17 protein-coding genes are annotated in these 17,858 nt (G+C 45.9%); 13 read left to right on the top strand and 4 right to left on the bottom strand.

Features of this window, described 5'->3' with window-relative positions:
• The first annotated feature begins 3 nt into the window (after nt 1-3).
• Genes M1403_00765 through M1403_00755 form a run of 3 tightly spaced genes read left to right on the top strand, consistent with a single transcriptional unit; the run spans nt 4 to nt 4,677 of the window.
• Entirely contained in the window at nt 4-1,332 is a 1,329-nt protein-coding gene (locus M1403_00765) for a hypothetical protein (protein MCL4397543.1), read from the top strand.
• The gene (gene ppsA / locus M1403_00760; protein MCL4397542.1) at nt 1,304-3,640 is read left to right on the top strand and encodes a phosphoenolpyruvate synthase; all 2,337 of its coding nucleotides are present in this window, start codon (nt 1,304-1,306) and stop codon (nt 3,638-3,640) included. Before M1403_00765 ends, ppsA begins: the two co-directional genes overlap by 29 nt.
• Nucleotides 3,637-4,677: a hypothetical protein gene (locus M1403_00755; protein MCL4397541.1), complete on the top strand. Its 1,041-nt coding sequence runs from the start codon at nt 3,637-3,639 to the stop codon at nt 4,675-4,677. Before ppsA ends, M1403_00755 begins: the two co-directional genes overlap by 4 nt.
• Here M1403_00755 and M1403_00750 read toward each other — a convergent pair.
• Entirely contained in the window at nt 4,604-5,230 is a 627-nt protein-coding gene (locus M1403_00750; GenBank protein MCL4397540.1) for a 2,3-bisphosphoglycerate-dependent phosphoglycerate mutase, read from the bottom strand. The two genes, M1403_00755 and M1403_00750, sit on opposite strands and share 74 nt — an antisense overlap.
• Nucleotides 5,231-5,232: 2 nt before the next feature.
• Nucleotides 5,233-5,907, bottom strand: coding sequence for a 16S rRNA (cytidine(1402)-2'-O)-methyltransferase (rsmI, locus tag M1403_00745; GenBank protein MCL4397539.1), 675 nt, complete (start codon nt 5,905-5,907; stop codon nt 5,233-5,235).
• 2 nt (nt 5,908-5,909) lie between these two features.
• On the opposite strand from rsmI, the gene M1403_00740 reads away from it, so the two are divergent.
• On the top strand, nt 5,910-6,518 hold the full coding sequence (locus M1403_00740; GenBank protein MCL4397538.1) for a DedA family protein: 609 nt from the start codon (nt 5,910-5,912) through the stop codon (nt 6,516-6,518).
• Between the two features lie 52 nt (nt 6,519-6,570).
• Nucleotides 6,571-6,738, top strand: coding sequence for a hypothetical protein (locus M1403_00735; protein MCL4397537.1), 168 nt, complete (start codon nt 6,571-6,573; stop codon nt 6,736-6,738).
• Here the strand turns inward: M1403_00735 and lexA are convergent.
• Nucleotides 6,735-7,364 carry a transcriptional repressor LexA gene (lexA, locus tag M1403_00730; protein MCL4397536.1) on the bottom strand — a complete coding sequence of 210 codons (630 nt, stop codon included), beginning with the start codon at nt 7,362-7,364 and terminating at the stop codon, nt 6,735-6,737. The two genes, M1403_00735 and lexA, sit on opposite strands and share 4 nt — an antisense overlap.
• A 52-nt stretch (nt 7,365-7,416) precedes the next feature.
• On the opposite strand from lexA, the gene uvrB reads away from it, so the two are divergent.
• From uvrB to M1403_00690, 8 genes are all read left to right on the top strand, one after another.
• Nucleotides 7,417-9,480 carry an excinuclease ABC subunit UvrB gene (uvrB, locus tag M1403_00725; protein MCL4397535.1) on the top strand — a complete coding sequence of 688 codons (2,064 nt, stop codon included), beginning with the start codon at nt 7,417-7,419 and terminating at the stop codon, nt 9,478-9,480.
• Between the two features lie 65 nt (nt 9,481-9,545).
• The gene (gene uvrA, locus M1403_00720) at nt 9,546-12,494 is read left to right on the top strand and encodes an excinuclease ABC subunit UvrA (GenBank protein MCL4397534.1); all 2,949 of its coding nucleotides are present in this window, start codon (nt 9,546-9,548) and stop codon (nt 12,492-12,494) included.
• A 40-nt stretch (nt 12,495-12,534) separates the two neighbouring features.
• Nucleotides 12,535-14,058, top strand: a complete 1,524-nt coding sequence (locus tag M1403_00715; GenBank protein MCL4397533.1) for a hypothetical protein — start codon at nt 12,535-12,537, stop codon at nt 14,056-14,058.
• Complete coding sequence (locus M1403_00710; protein ID MCL4397532.1) at nt 13,976-15,184, top strand: GIY-YIG nuclease family protein; 1,209 nt, start codon at nt 13,976-13,978, stop codon at nt 15,182-15,184. The genes M1403_00715 and M1403_00710 overlap by 83 nt, the downstream gene beginning before the upstream one ends.
• Nucleotides 15,185-15,187: 3 nt before the next feature.
• Nucleotides 15,188-15,592, top strand: coding sequence for a phage holin family protein (locus tag M1403_00705; protein MCL4397531.1), 405 nt, complete (start codon nt 15,188-15,190; stop codon nt 15,590-15,592).
• Entirely contained in the window at nt 15,589-15,813 is a 225-nt protein-coding gene (secG, locus tag M1403_00700; GenBank protein ID MCL4397530.1) for a preprotein translocase subunit SecG, read from the top strand. The genes M1403_00705 and secG overlap by 4 nt, the downstream gene beginning before the upstream one ends.
• 1 nt (nt 15,814) lies before the next feature.
• Complete coding sequence (locus M1403_00695; GenBank protein MCL4397529.1) at nt 15,815-17,146, top strand: ABC transporter substrate-binding protein; 1,332 nt, start codon at nt 15,815-15,817, stop codon at nt 17,144-17,146.
• 65 nt (nt 17,147-17,211) lie between these two features.
• Nucleotides 17,212-17,397, top strand: coding sequence for a hypothetical protein (locus M1403_00690; protein ID MCL4397528.1), 186 nt, complete (start codon nt 17,212-17,214; stop codon nt 17,395-17,397).
• A gap of 82 nt (nt 17,398-17,479) precedes the next feature.
• Here the strand turns inward: M1403_00690 and M1403_00685 are convergent, their stop codons facing one another.
• The gene (locus M1403_00685) at nt 17,480-17,731 is read right to left on the bottom strand and encodes a GlsB/YeaQ/YmgE family stress response membrane protein (GenBank protein MCL4397527.1); all 252 of its coding nucleotides are present in this window, start codon (nt 17,729-17,731) and stop codon (nt 17,480-17,482) included.
• Between the last annotated feature and the right edge of the window lie 127 nt (nt 17,732-17,858).

Raw genomic sequence — 17,858 nt, 5'->3', positions numbered from 1 at the left:
AGAGTGGACATCGAAGCTGCCTTTAGGATGTTTGATATTCGGGGCAAATACCCCGGTGAGGTTGACGAAAGACTGGCTTTTCTTCTCGGCAAGGCATTAACCGCCCTCAGGAAGCCTAAAAAAGTACTTTTGGGATCCGACACCCGGGAAAGCTCACCGGGTCTCAAAAAATTTCTCATCGACGGCTTCTCGGCCGGAAAAGTCGCGGTTTTTGATCTGTTCGAAGTGCCGGTTCCCGAGTTCTATTTTTCCGTGGCCACTGGTGACTTTGATCTCGGGGTAATGATCACGGCTTCCCATATCAGTGCCGACGAAAATGGTTTTAAGTTGGTTGATTCGAACAGTTTGCCTTTTGATCAGGAAGAAATTTTGAAAGTGAAGAGTCTTGTTGGGCAGTTAGAAAATAACCCTATTCTGGTTCCCAAGGTTGAGGCTACCAGACTTAATAAGACCGAGGACTATATTACTGCCATCACGAACCTACTGCCCAGAGACCGCTTTCGGACTAAAGTCGTTTTGGATGTGACTGAAAGTGCGGTGGCGGTGCCGGTAAATGACCTTTTCTCCCGGCTGGGAATTAATTTTACTCTGGTCAAATCCCTCTCATCAGGTAACCCTTTGCTTCCCCAGAATCGGGTTAATCTGGCTAAGGCGGTAAGAGAAAACAAGGCTGATTTGGGAATAATCTGGGACTCCGACGGGGATAGAGTTGTTTTTGTCGATAGACAGGGTCAGCTAGTTCCCTTACCCTTTGTTCTGGGAATTCTGGCGGCCGGTGAAATCAGAAACTCAACTTCCGGCAGGAAAATTGCCGTGGATGTCAGGGCCGGGCTGGTCGTTCGGGATTTAGTGGAGGAAGCCGGCGGAACCCTGGAGGTCCTTCCCGCCTGGTCGCAAAATATTAAGTACAGCATGCAGGAAGATCCGGAGGTTATTTTTGGCGGCGAAACTTCCGGTCATTTTGTTTTTCGGTCTTTCCACTGCATTGACGACGGCGTTTTGGCCTCGCTAAAGTTTTTAGCGTTATGGGAAAGTACTCCTCTTGAGGAGAAACTGGCTGCCTTAGCAAAAAAATATTTCGAGCTTCCGGAAAAAAACTTTCCCTGCCCGCCGGCAAAAGCGCCGGAAATTTTAGAAAAGCTTAGTGAATTTTATCGAAAAATGGATTATCCTATTTCTATTAAAGATGGTCTGACGGTTTTCGGACCGGACTTTAAGTTTAATTTACGGTCAAGTCTGACGGAGCCGTATTTGAGATTAAATCTGGAGACCCGGAGCTTGGCTCAGGCGGACAATATTATTCATGAACTCGAAAGGCATTTACTGGTTTGAACAGATCGGCAAAGAAGATACCGAGAAAGTTGGCGGCAAAGGAGCTAACCTGGGAGAAATGACTACGGCCGGGTTTCCGGTACCGCCGGGATTTATAGTCGGAGCCGAGTGTTACCTGGAATTTCTTAAGGAGAACAAACTGGACCAGAAAATTAAAGAGACTCTTTCCGGGCTGAACACGGCAAACCCGGTAGAACTGGCCGAAGCTTCTAACAAAATTAAACACCTGATCAAAACTACTCCCGTGCCTCAGCCGATCTCTGAAGCGATCATTCAAAACTATCTACATTTGGGCAAAATAATGCGTAACGGTTCCCGTCTTGGGAAGTTTCTTCGGGGTCTTAAAGATGCGAATCTGGCGGTAGCCATCCGCAGTAGTGCTACTTCCGAAGATTCCAAGACGGCTTCATTTGCCGGGCAGAACGAAACCTATCTGAACATTGTCGGCGAGGCCAATGTGGTGGATGCCGTTCGGGCCTGCTGGGCGTCGCTTTTTGACGGCCGGTCAATTTTTTATCGACAGCAGCAACATATCAGCCAGGCGGCAGCGGCCATAGCCGTGGTTGTTCAGGCTCAAATTCCTTCCGAAGTTTCCGGGATAGTATTCTCTATTGACCCGGTAACAAATAACCGTCAACGGGTGGTAATTGAGTCGATTTGGGGTTTGGGCGAATATGTGGTTCAGGGAAAGGTTACTCCGGATCACTATGAGGTTAATAAGAACGATCTGTATATTACCGACCGGCAGCAGGTGGTCCAAACCATTCAGCTTTCCCGGATAAGCGGCGGCCGAACCAAAGAAACAAAGGTTCCCGGACGACTGAAGAATAAGCGGAAACTATCCGACGAGCAGGTAACGGAACTGGCAAAGCTCTCGTTAAATCTGGAAAAACACTACTATTTCCCCCAGGATAGCGAGTTTGCCGTGGCCGGAGGAAAAATATATCTAGTCCAAACAAGGCCAATTACTACCACACAGGAAACAGGAAACAGGACCTCGGATACAAAAGAAGAAGAGAAATTCTTGGAAAAAATGGAAATACTTTTAACCGGCGCGCCCGCCAGCCCGGGAATTAAAAGCGGCCCTGCCAAAGTTCTAAAAAGTGCTAAAGAGATTGACAAAATTATGCCCGGCGATGTTTTGGTCGCCACGCAAACCAACCCGGACTATGTGCCGGCTATGAAGAAGGCCTGCGCGATTGTGACTGATAAAGGCGGCCGAACTTCTCACGCGGCTATTGTTTCTCGGGAGTTGGGAATCCCTTGTGTTGTGGGAACAGAGAGCGCCACCAGATTGTTGAAAACCGGCGAAGTAGTCACGGTAAACGGAGCGGAAGGGAAAGTATATAAGGGCGGAATTAAAATTGTAACCAAAGTAACCGAGGTAACCAAAGTGAAAACAGAAAACAGGGAGCTGAAAACGGCGACTAAAGTATATGTGAATTTGGCTGAGCCGGACAAGGCGAAAGAGATTGCTGCCAAGAACTGTGATGGGGTGGGACTGCTTCGCGCGGAGTTCATGTTAGCCGGGATTGGAATTCATCCGAAAAAGGCCATTGCTGACCGAAAACAAAATGTGTTCATTGAAGGATTAACAGAACAACTTACTACTTTTGTACAAGCTTTTTACCCAAGACCCGTTGTTTACCGCGCCACTGACTTCAAAACAAATGAGTATCGTTCGCTTAAAGGGGGCGAAGCCTACGAACCACACGAAGAAAATCCAATGATTGGTTTCCGGGGAGCTTATCGGTATATTGTCCAGCCGGAAGTCTTCAAAATGGAGATTGAAGCGATTAAAAATGTCCGGGAAAAGTTGGAATTTCGTAACCTGTGGCTTATGATTCCTTTTTGCCGGACAGTTAAAGAGCTGGAGCAGGTAAAACAGATTCTTTCGGATAATGGTTTGCGGCGCAGCCCCAGCTTTCGGTTGTGGATGATGTGCGAAATCCCGTCTAATGTTATTTTGCTGGACAAATTCCTGGAGGCCGGAATTGACGGCATCTCTGTTGGCTCAAATGACTTAACCATGCTGACTCTCGGGGTTGACCGGGATAACGAGAATGTCGCTTCCGAGTATGACGAACGCAACGAGGCGATGTATCTTTCTTTTGAAAAGATTATCAAAACCTGTAAAAAATATGATGTCACCTGTTCGATGTGTGGCCAGGCCCCGTCTGATTATCCGGAACTAACTGAGAAGTTAGTTGAATGGGGAATTACCTCAGTATCGGTAAATCCGGATGTCATTGACCATACACGCCAGGTTGTCTACGAGGCAGAACGAAAGTTGATTAGTAAAAGATGAAGATTTCCTCAATTGCTGCCCGAAAGATTATCGCCTCTCTCGGTGACGATACTGTTGAGGCGACAATAACTTTTGATAATGGGACAATCAGTTCCGCTTCTGTTCCTGCCGGAATATCGGCGGGCAAGTATGAAGTTAAAAAATCGGCACCGGATGAGGCGATAAAAGAAATTGGAGAAATGGGAGTAGTTTGTAAAGACAAAGAGTGGACACAGGAAACGCTGGATCAAGAGATTGCCGCGCATGGATATGGTGGAAACGCCACTTTAGCTGTATCTGCAGCGTTTTTTAAGCACCAAGCACCAAATACCAAGTCCCAAAATTTTCCCAAACTGATGCTCCTCCTTGTTGAAGGGGGAGAACATGGGAATAAGAATATAACTATCCAGGAATTCTTAGCAGTAGAAGATACTCTGGAACAGGCCATGCGGGATTTTAAAACGCTTAAAGAATACCTGACGGAAAATAATATAGAACATACGGTTGGCGCGGAAGGCGGCTTTTCACCGAAAGATTTTAATAATCTTCAGGTGTTGGACACGATCAAGAAAGTTTTGCCGGAGAGAAAACTGGCCGTAGATGTGGCGGATACTTTCGCGGCGGGAGAAGTTCTGGACTATACTGCGCTGACGCGTGACTACCCGATCATTTCCATTGAAGACCCATATTCCGATGAGGATTGGGACAAATGGACGGCCTTGATGGGTTTAATGGGAAAGGATTATCTGATTGTGGGAGATGATTTAACCGTGACTAACCCGGAACGGATCAAAATGGCCATTGAAAAAAAAGCGATTAACGCCGTGGTCATAAAACCAAACCAGATTGGGACGATTAGTGAAAGCAAAGAGGCAGTAAAAATGGCTAAAGATGCAGGGCTCAAGATTGTCGTTTCGCATCGGGGACAAGAAACTGACGATTTCTGGATCACTGATTTTGCTGTTGAAGTGGCAGCCGACTTCGTCAAACTTGGCGGGATGGATCGGGGGGAGCGGGTGGCAAAGTATAACCGGCTGATTGAATTGGGAATGAGATAACTTTGGCTTCGCCGGTCTGAAGTTCCACATTGGCGATATCTTCATCAGAAATGTTTTCCAGATATTTGAGGAGAGCTCGTAAAGAATTGCCGTGGGCGGAAATGATAATGTTTTTCCCTTGCTGCAGGAGCGGTTCGATTTCTTTTTGAAAATAGGGTACAACTCGACCATAAACTTGCTTCAGGCTCTCGCCTTGGTCAATCGGCCGATCCCAACCACGGCGAAGTTTAAGATATTCCGCTTCACCAAGTTCTTTTTCCACTTCCAACTTATTTCTTCCGGTAAAAACGCCGTAATTGCGCTCGCGCAGGGCGGAAGAAATGATGCGGGGTATGGGGGAGTTGAGGACGGTGAGGATTTGATCACTGGTTTGTTTGGCCCGAATTAGATCGGATTCAAAAAGATAGTCCCAGTGCGTATCCTTAATTTTTTTGGCAGCTGTTCGGGCTTCCTCTTTCCCCTTTTCCGAGAGGGGAATGTCCGTCCATCCAGTCCAGAGATTTTTGGCGTTCCATTCGGATTCACCATGACGGATTAAAGCAAGAAGGGCCATAATCAAAGATCTTTATTAAAGAGTAGCACAAATTCGCCCTGAGGATTAGAAATTTTTTCCAGAACTTCGGAAATCGTCCCGGAAATGCGTTCTTCGTATACTTTGGTCAATTCTCGGATAAGAACGATCTGCTGATCGCCGAAAACTTCCTTCACAAGCTCCAGAGTTTTGCGGATTTTATGAGGGGAAACATAGAAAATAACCGTAACCGGCAGAGTTTCCAGGCTATGAGCCAGCATTTTATACAAATTTAACTGGTGGGAGGGCTTTTCCGGCGGATAGCCCATAAACATAAAGCGATTCGGCGGCAGACCGGAAACGGTCAAAGCCGTAACCACCGCGCTAGGTCCGGGAATGCTTTCTACTTTGATTCCCCTTTTAATGGCTTCGCGAACTAATTTGTAGCCGGGATCAGAAATAAGCGGAGTCCCGGCGTCGCTGACTAAAACCACTTTTTGCTCCGAGGCAATCAAGGCCAGAAGTTCATCCATTTTTTGGGTTTCAACTTCTTCATAAAAAGAAATAAAAGGTTTGTGGGGAATTTCCAGACTTTTTAAGAGCAAGCCGGTGTGGCGCGTGTCTTCAGCCAAGATTACATCCGCTTCCTTGAGGATTCTGACCGCGCGTAAACTGATATCTTCCAAATTCCCTATCGGTGTGGCTACAATATAAAGCATAAATGATAGAACTGTTAACCAACTTTATTATAGCCATTATTAAAGCCACCGGATACCCCGGCGTTTTCGTTCTTATGACTTTGGAATCTGCGTTGGTTCCGATTCCTTCCGAAGCCACAATGCCTTTTGCCGGTTCATTAGTTTCTCCAGGTATCTTTAATTTCTGGTTACTGGTGATGATCGGTACTGCCGGTAATTTACTGGGGTCGCTTCTTGCTTATGGCTTAGGCTACCTGGGAGAAAATGAAGTGGCGGACTTTATCCGCCGCTATGGGAAGTATGTTCTGGTCCGCGAGAAAGAATTCGAACATGCGAGAGTTCTGTTTAACCGCTTCGGCGAGCCGATCGTCTTTATCAGTCGGATTCTTCCGGCGGTGCGAACTTATATTTCACTTCCGGCCGGCATTGCCAAAATGGATTTGAAAAAATTCGTTTTTTATACAGCTGCCGGATCGTTTATCTGGGCGATAGTCTTAACCTATCTGGGGGTAATTCTTGGCAATAACTGGCATCTTCTAAGCAAGTATTTTCATATTCTTGACTTTGTCGTTATTGGTGGTATTGTTTTGGCAGTCCTCTATTTGGTCTTAAAGAGACTAAAGAAGATTTAAGACTGGGGGTGATAACACGGGAGTTAAAGTCTGTGCGAAAACTGCCGAATATATGCGACGCGAGATAGCCGCAGTGTTAAACGTGCATAGCAGTTTAGCTCACCATCCGAAGCTTGTTGAACAGCTGAGAAAAAGTGCCAGAGAAGACAGTATTGACCACGATTTTTACGGTCTCTCGCCGGTTTTTGAAGATAACCTGGTTAACAGACCAAAGGACTAAAAGTATCTCCGGACAACAGCCACCAGTTTTCCTTGGATTTGGACTTCGGTCGCGTAAATTGGTTCCATTTTGGAATTAGCCGGCATCAATTTGACCTGTTCCGCTTCTTTATAAAATCTTTTCAGGGTGGCTAAGCCATTATTTAAGAGGGCGACGACGACATCACCGTTTTTAACATTCTCTTCTTTTATTAAAACGGCATAGTCGCCGGGCAGGATCCCGTCTTCAATCATCGAGTCGCCTTTTACCTGAAGGACAAAGGCAATTTTCCCGGACGGGACCAAATTAGCTGAAACCTTAAAAGTCGCCGTCGGGTCTTCGTGCGGCTCCAAGGGTTTTCCGGCGTGAATGTAGCCTAAAAGGGGCAGTTCCACTCCGGCAGCGTGATCGGTAATATAATTAGTGTTGTAAGGAGCAGTGACCTCGAGGCCCCGGACTTCATTGGGGTTGCGGCGAATCACTCCTTTGGCTTCCAGGGTTTTAAGATGTTCATGAACGGTGGCTGGCGAGGAAAGACCCATGCCTTTGCAAATTTCGGCCAGGGTTGGACTATAGCCGTGCTGCTTAACAAAGTTCTGGATAAATTCGAGAAGGTCGCGCTGTCTTTTGTATAAAACAACTGGCATATATAATGCTAAAATATACCAAAAGAAAAGATTCTGTCAACTATAATTTTCTATGTCTTTTCGTCTCATTTCCGGTTACAAACCGACCGGTGATCAACCGCAGGCCATTGAAAAACTGGTAGCGGGGATTAACGCGGGCGCGAAACACCAGGTTCTTCTCGGAGTTACCGGCAGCGGCAAGACCTTCACTATGGCAAACCTGATTGATAAGGTTCAGAAGCCCACACTGGTTATTGCTCACAATAAAACCCTGGCGGCTCAGCTTTATCAGGAATTTAAAGAGTTTTTTCCCGACAACGCCGTCTCCTACTTTGTCAGCTACTACGATTTTTACCAACCTGAAGCCTACATTCCCCAAACGGACACCTATATCGAAAAAGAAACGGAAATTAATGAGGAGATAGATAAGCTCCGGCTCCAGACGACCACTAATTTATTGACCCGAAAAGATACGATCGTTGTCGCGTCAGTATCAGCTATTTATAACCTTGGCAGTCCGGTAGAATACGGCCGGTTTATTTTGGAACTTTCGCCGGAACTAAATATTGACCGAAAAATAGTTCTCGAGCGGTTAGCAGACCTGCAATATGACCGCAGCGACTTTGATTTTAGACGGGGGACTTTCCGGGTTTCGGGCGATATTGTCAGTGTCTATCCGGCCTATGAAGATTATGGCATTCGCATCGAGTTTAACCCCGAAGGAACCCAGGTAAAACAACTTATTAAGATTAATCCTCTGACCGGCGAAAAGATTGAAGTGTTTGATAAACCACAACCCGGACCGGCGGCTCCGGGGTCATACCGCAGCGTGGTTATTTACCCGGCCAAACACTATATGACCGACCCGCAAAAATATACTGATGTCTTTAAACTGATCCGGTCAGACCTTGATGAGCAGGTTAAGCGTTTTCAGTCAGCCGGAAAAATATTGGAAGCCCAGAGAATTAAAAGCCGGGTAACCTATGACCTGGAAATGATTGCGGAAGTGGGTTATGTTAACGGCATTGAAAATTACAGCCGTTATTTTGACGGCCGCAATCCTGGAGATCCACCTTATTCGCTACTTGAGTATTTTCCGAAGGATTATTTGCTGATAATCGACGAGTCGCATATGACTGTACCGCAGATCCGGGGCATGTACAACGGCGACCGCAGCCGCAAGCAAACCTTAATCGACTATGGTTTCCGGCTGCCGGCAGCTTTGGATAACCGGCCGCTCCGGTTTGACGAGTTCGTGCGGCGGATGGGACAAACGGTTTACACCTCCGCGACTCCTGACGAGTGGGAAATCTCACAATCCGAGGGAAATATTATCGAACAGCTGGTTCGGCCGACAGGTCTGGTTGACCCGGAAGTGGAAATCAAAAAAACCGAAGGCCAGATCACTGACTTGATAGAAGAAATTAAAAAAAGAGTGGAGAAAAAAGAACGGGTTCTGGTAACTACCCTGACCAAGCGAATGGCCGAGGAGCTAACCGACTATCTGAACGAACACGAAAAAACAATAAAAGTTGCTTACCTTCATAGTGATGTCGAAAATATTGAGCGAACCAATATTTTGCGCCAGCTGCGGCTCGGTGAATATGATGTCGTTGTCGGTATTAATCTTCTCCGGGAAGGTTTAGACCTGCCGGAAGTGAGCCTGGTAGCAATTCTCGACGCCGACAAAGAAGGGTTTTTGCGCAGCAGAACTTCCTTAATTCAAACCATGGGCCGGGCAGCTCGGCATATTCATGGCAAGGTCATTATGTATGCCGACAATCTGACCCGCTCGATGGATCAGGCCGTTAAGGAAAATAACCGGCGCCGGGAATATCAACTCAAATGGAATAAAGACCACCACATTACTCCGGTGGGCATTTCCAAACCGATCCGCGAAAATGTGCTGACCGAAAGGAAAGAAGATCGGGACAAACGCGGAGCCTGGGGTAATCGGCTAGCGGTTATGCTGGACCAGGAATTGGGGGAAATCGATATAACGCAATTGACACCGGATGATAAAAACAAACTGAAAAAAGTTTTGGAAAAAAGAATGAAGGAATCCGCTAAAATTCTCGACTTTGAAGGAGCGGCTTACTATAGGGATAAAATTAAGAGTTTAGATAAGGAAGATTAGTGGTAAAATACGTGTGGTTGCCCCGCCACGGTGGGGTGGATCCAGCCCGAAAGGGGGATTTTTGTATGTCTGACGAAAAAATCATCATCAAGGGCGCCAGGGAACACAATCTCAAAAACATTGATGTAGAAATTCCCAAGAATAAACTGGTAGTTTTTACCGGAGTTTCGGGTAGTGGTAAATCCAGCCTGGCCTTCGATACGATATATGCCGAAGGACAAAGACGGTATGTTGAAAGTTTATCCAGTTATGCCCGGCAATTCCTGGGCGTCATGGATAAGCCGGATTTAGACAATATTACCGGATTGTCACCGGCGATTTCGATCGATCAGAAAACCACTTCCCACAACCCCCGGTCCACTGTCGGGACCATCACCGAAATTTATGATTATCTGCGGTTGCTTTTTGCCCGGATTGGCCATCCCCATTGCCCAAACTGCGGCCGGGAAATTGAACATCTCTCTTTGGACCAAATTGTCGAGCAGGTTCAGAAATTAGGAGAATCGGGGAAGCTAGGAAGGTCAGGAAAAAGATTCTTAATTTTAGCTCCGGTGGTAAAAGGGCGAAAGGGGGAATATACCCAACTTTTTAACAGCCTGCGCGCCAAAGGCATTATCAAAGTTCGGGTAGATAAACATATTTATGATGTGGATGACGATATTGTGCTGATTAAGACAAATAAACATGATATTGAAGCGGTAGTGGACCGAATAACAGTAACCAAAGTAACCGAAGTAAACAAAGACATTTCAAGATTGCGGGAGAGTGTGGAGAAAGCGTTGAAATTAGCGGCTGGGGAAATTATTGTCAGCGAAGTGCTGGATGCCAGTTTCGAGTTCCCAGAGCGGCCGGCAAAAATGGAGGACCATCTGTTTTCGGAAAAGTTTGCCTGCCCGGTTTGTAATATCTCCTTAAGCGAAATCGAACCCCGGTTGTTTTCGTTTAACTCTCCGCAGGGCGCGTGCCCCAGGTGTACAGGTCTCGGCTTTTTATTAAAAATTGATCCCGAATTGGTTATCAACCCGGAGCTATCTGTATTGGAAGGCGGTATTTTGCCGATGGGTAACGAAGTGGAGCACGACACCTGGTTTATCCGCATGGTAAAGGCTGTCGCCGAGAAGCATAATTTTTCCCTTTCTTCGCCAATTGGCCAGATGAAAAAAGAGAATTTAAATTTGATTTTGTTCGGCACCGGCGAGGAAGAAATTCATGTAACCGGCACCAACCGGGAAGGCCGGATGACCGGGTTTTATGAGAAGTTTGAAGGAGTGATTCCCCGAATGGAGCGCCTTTATAACGAAACTGAGTCCGAGTGGCGCCGGATGGACATTGAAAAGTATATGCGAAACGAACCTTGCCCGGATTGTCACGGAGCCAAGCTCAAGCCCGAGGCGTTATCAGTCACTATCGACGGCCAAAATATTTTCCAGGTAACGACAAAATCAATCAGCGAAGTCTTGAGATGGGTAAAGACATTGACAAACATTGGCAGACATTGGCAGACATTGGCAGACAGGGAAAAAGCGATTTCGAAACCGATTTTTAAAGAGCTGATTTCCCGATTGCAGTTTTTGGAAGATGTGGGTTTGGACTATCTGACACTGGGAAGAAGCGCGAACACTTTGGCGGGGGGAGAAGCCCAGAGAATCAGGTTAGCCTCCCAGATTGGTTCCGGATTATCCGGGGTTTTGTATGTTTTGGATGAACCGTCAATTGGATTACATCAACGGGATAACCAGCGTCTCATAAGTACCTTAAGTAACTTAAGAGATTTAGGGAATTCAGTTATCGTAGTGGAACATGACCGGGAAATGATGGAAAAAGCGGATTACATTTTTGACTTCGGGCCGGGTGCGGGGGAACACGGGGGAGAAATCATTGCTCAGGGAACACCAGTCCAAATCAAGAAGGACCCGAATTCGATAACGGGGAAATACTTGTCGGGAAGAAAAGAAATTGAAATACAAGATAGCGGAAGACTGATGACAGAAGAAAGATTCCTGATGACAGAAAACGGAAAACAGAACGGCGAAAAAAAGTTAGTTTTGTTGGGGGCGAGGGAACATAACTTGAAAAATATTGATGTCGAGTTTCCATTAGGAAAATTCATTGTGGTTACCGGTGTTTCCGGTTCGGGAAAATCGACTTTGGTGCATGATATTTTATATCAGGCCCTGGCAGGGAAGTTTTATCCGCTCCACAAGGAGAAGCCAGGCAATTTCGACGGATTATTGGGATGGGAATTTCTCGATAAAGTTATTCTGATTGATCAGTCTCCCATTGGCAGAACGCCAAGATCCAACCCGGCCACTTACACCGGAGCCTTTACTCCGATCAGGGAAATATTTGCCCAAACCCGGGAAGCGCGGATAAAAGGATATGAAGCGGGCCGGTTCAGTTTTAACGTTAAAGGCGGCCGATGTGAGGCTTGCCAGGGGGAAGGCCAGATTAAAATTGAAATGCAGTTTTTGCCGGACATTTATGTTGACTGCGAGGTTTGCGGCGGCAAAAGATATAACCAGGAAGCCTTAGGTGTTCTTTACAAAAATAAAAATATTGCTGAGGTTTTGGCGATGACGGTTGAAGAAGCTTTGGAGTTTTTTGCTCCCATACCGGTTCTTCACGAAAAGCTCCAAACTTTGACCGATGTCGGCTTGGGCTACCTTAAATTGGGCCAGCCTGCTCCGACTCTCTCCGGCGGCGAGGCTCAGCGGGTAAAACTGGCCGCAGAACTATCTAAGAAAGCTACAGGCAAGACGGTTTACATTCTGGATGAACCGACGACGGGGCTGCATTTTGCCGATCTGGAGAGGCTTTTGTGGGTTCTGAAAAGTCTGGTAAACAAGGGCAACACGGTGATTGTGATCGAACACAACCTGGATGTCATTAAAAATGCCGACTATTTGATTGATCTTGGACCGGAAGGCGGCGACGGAGGCGGCCAAATTGTGGCCACGGGAACCCCGGAAGAAGTAGCCAAGGCAAAAGAGAGCTGGACAGGAAGATATCTCTAAACTTGTATTAAGGATTAAGGATTAAGTATTATGGGAAGAAATGCGAATTCTTGAGTGTTTGGTTTTCGGCATCCTACTTAATCTATTACTCATAATACAGCCACGAACCGTTTATGCAGCCTCTCCCCGTTTTGAAATCACGACGGATATAACTTACAAAATCGGCGATGATGGGAATACCCTGGTCACCCAAAACTTTTATTTGACTAATCTCACTTCGGAATATGCTCCGGACGAATATGTCACTAATCCGGGAATAACTGACTTGAAAAATATCCGGGCTTTTGACCAGAACGGGCCGATATCAGCCTATCTTTGGTCTGCCCAGCAGGAGGAAATTCACGTAAAACTGCCCAGAGATGTCGTCGGGATGAGAAAAACTTATTCCTGGACGCTTATATATGAAACAGCGGATATTGCTAAAAAGGTCGGCCGGTTATGGGAAATCAGTATTCTGAAACCTGCCGATGTTGAAGGACTGATTAACTACAATGTGAGTCTCTCGGTTCCGTCATCCTTTGGTAAGGAGATCGAGCTGACGCCCAAAAGCAGCGTCGGCGGTCATGTCTGGACTAAAAGCGACTTTAGCTCCGCAAAGTCCGGAATTTGGGCCGTTTACGACCCGACTAATTCGCCGCAATCTTACCAGGCTTTTAATTTTAAAATAACTTATGCTCTTTCTAATCCGAAGTTATATTCGGTTTTGGCCGATATTTATCTTCCGCCGGATACTGCCTACCAAAAGATTTTTCTGGACACGCTTAGTCCCAAGCCGGTAAATGTGGTCTTGGATCAAGACGGGAACTGGAAAGCCCAATATCAGCTTGGTCCGACGGGAAAGCTGGAAGTGGTGGCAGCCGGTTCTTTAGGGCTGTTTGGCTCTCCCCATTTTCGGCCCATCAGCCAGACAGTCGGAAACAATGGCTCCCAAAGAAAAGTTACCGGAATAATCGGGACTAAGACCTTGGGGGTCTGGGAAGAATTTCTCGATCCCGGATCGGGAGCCTGGGTAGCGGGCAATAATCCAGACTCGTCGGCTGATTTCCGGCATGTGGCCTTGATTATTAACCAGGACAAATTTGTCCAACCAGAGACGGAGCTTACTCCAATATCGGCCAATCTGGACTTTACTCAGATTCCCAAGGTTGGCTTGCGCGTAGATGTACCGAAAGAAATTATCGCCGGTTTTCCAGCCACAGCCACCGTTTATGTAGAAAATTACGGTCCAACCAGCTTTTCCGGCGATATTGTATCTTTAGAACCAAAAATTCTTTCACTGCATCAAAAATCTCTGGCCGCCGGGCCGCTGCCTCCGTTTTCTACTCAAACTCTGGAATTCAAAATTCACCCATCGACGTGGAACCTGAACCAAAATGATATAATTACTTTGAAGTTTGCCCAGGAAGAAAGGCAATACAACACCCAGATTAAACCTTTTTACAAAAACGGTTTTTTGTTAACAGTAGTCATTTTGTTCTCCCTTGGAATTATATCAATCGCTACCCAAATCGCCCGGAGTCTACTTTTTCAAAGACAAAAAGGGCAAGATAATATACATCGGTAAGGCCCGCTCGCTTCGTGACCGGGTGAGTTCCTATTTCCAAAACCCGGCCAACCTTTTGCCCAAAACGGCCAGTCTTGTTTCGGAAATTGCCAAAATTGACTATATTGAAGTTGCCAGCGAAGTCGACGCTTTGCTTTTGGAAGCCAATCAGATCAAAAAGTATCTTCCAAAATACAACATTGCTGGCAAGGACGGAAGCAGCTTTCCTCTGATCGAAATAACAAATGATAATATTCCGTTAGTCCGCATCGTGCGCCGAAAGGAGGATCCGAAAAGTTTCTATTTCGGACCATATCCGACAGGCAGCGATATAGCCGGCTTGTTGCGCTACCTGCGCCGGATTTTTCCCTTTGTTTCGGAAAAACATCGGGGCCGCCCTTGTCTGCGGTCGCACTTGGGCCTTTGTCCTTGTCCGGATTACAACGACTACCCGAGCAATCTTAAACATCTGAAGGACTTTCTCGGCGGCAAAAGAACAGCGGTTCAAAAGCAGTTGGAAAAAGAAATGAAAATCGCTGCCAAAGCTCAAAACTTCGAGGAAGCAAATAGGATTAAAAACAAACTGGACCAGATTGCCTGGATTATTTCTGCCGAGAATCGGCCGTGGCAGTATGAACAGAATCCAAACCTGGTCAACGACAGGAGAAATGAGGAAGTTAAGAAGTTAGCTGAACTCCTGAATATTTCGCCGCTTCACAAGATCGAGGCCTATGATATCTCGAATACTTCCGGCAAGCAGGCTACCGGGGCCCAGGTTACTTTTATTGACGGCGAGCCGGAAAAGAGCCTTTACCGGCGCTACAAAATTAAATTAAAAGAGGTGCCTGACGACTATGCCATGCTCAAGGAAGTATTGTCCCGGCGTTTGAAATCGGACAAACCCCTGCCGGAACTATTTGTGATTGATGGGGGCAAAGGGCAGGTCAGCGCTGTAAGGGAAATTATATCGAATGTACCGGTAATTGGTTTAGCAAAGCGCCTGGAAACAATTATCACCCCGAATACTGAAATTAAATTAAGTCCGGACTCTCCGGCGTTACATTTGTTGCAAAGGCTTCGCGACGAAGCTCACCGCTTCAGCCGGAAGTACCACTTTCTTTTAAGAAGCAGAAAAATGTTAGAATAAATTGTGGTTAAAGGTCTAGCCCGTTCATACCTGATTAACCTCTTTGCTCTCTGGGTGGCGGCACAATATATCGGCGGCTTTCATCTGACAGAAGGCTGGAAATCGCTATTAATCGTCGGGGCAGGGTTTACGACCCTGCATCTCATTCTAAAGCCGGTCCTGAAAATCTTTCTCGGAGCCTTGAACTTTCTGACATTGGGAGTAATTGATCTGATAATTGATGCCGGAATTTTATATGCTCTGGCGTTGTATTTCCCTCAGGTATCTTTAACTCCCTGGTATTTCCCTGGTTTGATCACTGACTATTTGGCTTTGCCTGCCTATGACCTGAGCTTGATTGCCGTCACCGTGATTTCCGCTTTTTTAATTAATGTGATAAGATCAGTCTTGGAAGCTTTAGCCTCATGAAAACCATTCTTATCATCGCGCAGATAGTAGATAGCATGGCACTTGCCGGGTTTATTCTTCTCCAGGCGAAGGGCACGGGTCTGGGGAATTCGGCAATTTTTGGTGGATCCGGTGAGTTTTACAGCAGCAAACGGGGAGTAGAAAGAGTCGTTTTTGTGGGAACTATCGTGCTTTCGGTCCTATTTGCAATTTTCTCCCTTTTGCTTCTGGTTGTTAAATGAAATGAAGCTTTTCAAGAAGATCCATTTGTGGATAATGCTCTTGTGGGGTTATATTCAAAATAACCGCCGGGCCTTTTTTCTCGGTCTAATCGTCAGTATTGCCTTCATTTTTCTTTTGCCAAAAGTTTCTCCATTTCTTTTTAAAAGTCAGCCGGAATCTATTGGAATGGTGGGAAATTACACTTTTTCTACCTTGCCCCGGCCAATTCAGGACGAATTGAGTTTTGGACTGGTTAAGCTTTTGCCGGATTATAGTGCAACGACCGGGGCTGCTCTTAGCTGGACGGCAACTGATTCCGGGAAAATTTTTATTTTTAATCTTAATCCCAATCTCACCTGGCAGGATGGAACGAAACTGACCTCGGACCAAATTAATTATAATCTTAAAGGCGTAGAAATAAGTCGCCCTGACGCTCAGACCGTTAAATTTGTCCTTAAAGAACCATTTGCTCCGTTGGTAACTCTTTTATCCCAGCCGTTGTTTAAGAACGGTTTGGTTGGTTTGGGAAAAAACCGGGTTACAAGCGTCCAGTTAAACGGCCGATTTTTGTCAGCAATTACCATCGAAAATGTGGCCACAAAACATGATAAAGTCTATAAGTTTTTTGCTTCAGAAAAAGATCTTATAACCGCTCTTCGCCTGGGGTCGATAAGGAAAGCAAAAGGTTTACATGAGGTTCAAAATTTGGAAACTGACCCGTCTTACCGGGTCGATAGTACAATCGCTGGAAACTCCGAGGCGGTTATTTTTTTTAATACGGTTAAACAACCATTGGAAGACAAAGCTTTTCGTCAGGCGTTGGTTTACGCTCTCCCGGACACTTTTGCCGGGGGTGAGACCGCGGAATCACCGCTGCCGAAAGGCCATTGGGCCCAAACTGGCAGCGCTAAAAAATATTCTCAAAATCTTAATCTGGCGAAAAGTTCTATTCAAAAAATCGCTTCAGGTTCCGCTGGTGCGAAGATTGTGTTAACTACCAGTCAAGAACTAAGCAAAGAGGCAGAGGTCATCGCTTCGGCCTGGAAAACAGCCGGGGTTGATATCCAAGTTCAAGAAAGTGACGTTTTGCCACTTAATTTCGATGCCTATTTAACTCTGATCGATTTGCCCGACGATCCGGATCAATACGCCTTATGGCATTCAACACAGACAGGAAATCTGACAGGATATAAAAGCTTTAAAGTCGACAAGCTTTTAGAAGAAGGACGCCAAACCATTGATCATGATGCCCGCCTGGAAACCTACAGCGCCTTCGAAAAAGCGATTACCGAAGATGTTCCGGCCGCTTTTCTTTTTTATCCGAAAGTTTATACTGTCACCCGCGCTCATTAAACCTCTTTAATTCTTCTTACCTTGGTATTTTCTTTTTATTAACCGGTCTTCCTATATTAATCTCAATGAAGACGCTGCCTACAGTCTCCGCTCTTAACTCCAGTTACCACATTTTCTCGTCATCATCCGTTTCTCTGGCTCAGGACAGAATAGAAGTTAAGAAGTTCAGTTTATATGATTTTCTGGTTTTCGCCATAAAATCCAGTATTTTCTACACCTTCTTCCTTTTGTTTACAGCTCCGGTTGAGTAATTTATTAGATAGTAATAGTAACAAAGCAATTACCGCAGCGAGTTTACGACTGCGGTAATAAGCTTCTCAGGCCGTTATATAACTATTGGTAAAGCATTCTTTCGCCCCAAATCAGAATGATAGCTCCGATAATGGCGATCACCAGGCTATAGATATTAAAGCCCGTTACACCACTGACACCGAAAATGCTGGCGATCAATCCGCCAACCAGAGCTCCGAGAATTCCGACAATTACATCCGTAATCAGGCTGCCTTTTCGATTGGTGCCCATAACTGATGTCGCAATTAGCCCGACCACGGCTCCGAAAACGATCCATAGAAGAAGATTTAACATTTGCTCACCTCCTGCACGGTTAAATAATCACAGTTTCCGCAATCGCCACCGCGATGCATTAATATTTTTAAGCAAATCGCAATGGCAATAGACATAGATTATTCAGATTAATATAAAATGTCATAAA

This window comes from Patescibacteria group bacterium (assembly GCA_023380635.1).
GTDB lineage: Bacteria > Patescibacteriota > Microgenomatia > JAMCZE01 > JAMCZE01 > JAMCRP01.
The sequence above is the reverse complement of the archived record's forward strand: the minus strand, read 5'-3'. Positions and strand labels throughout refer to the sequence as shown.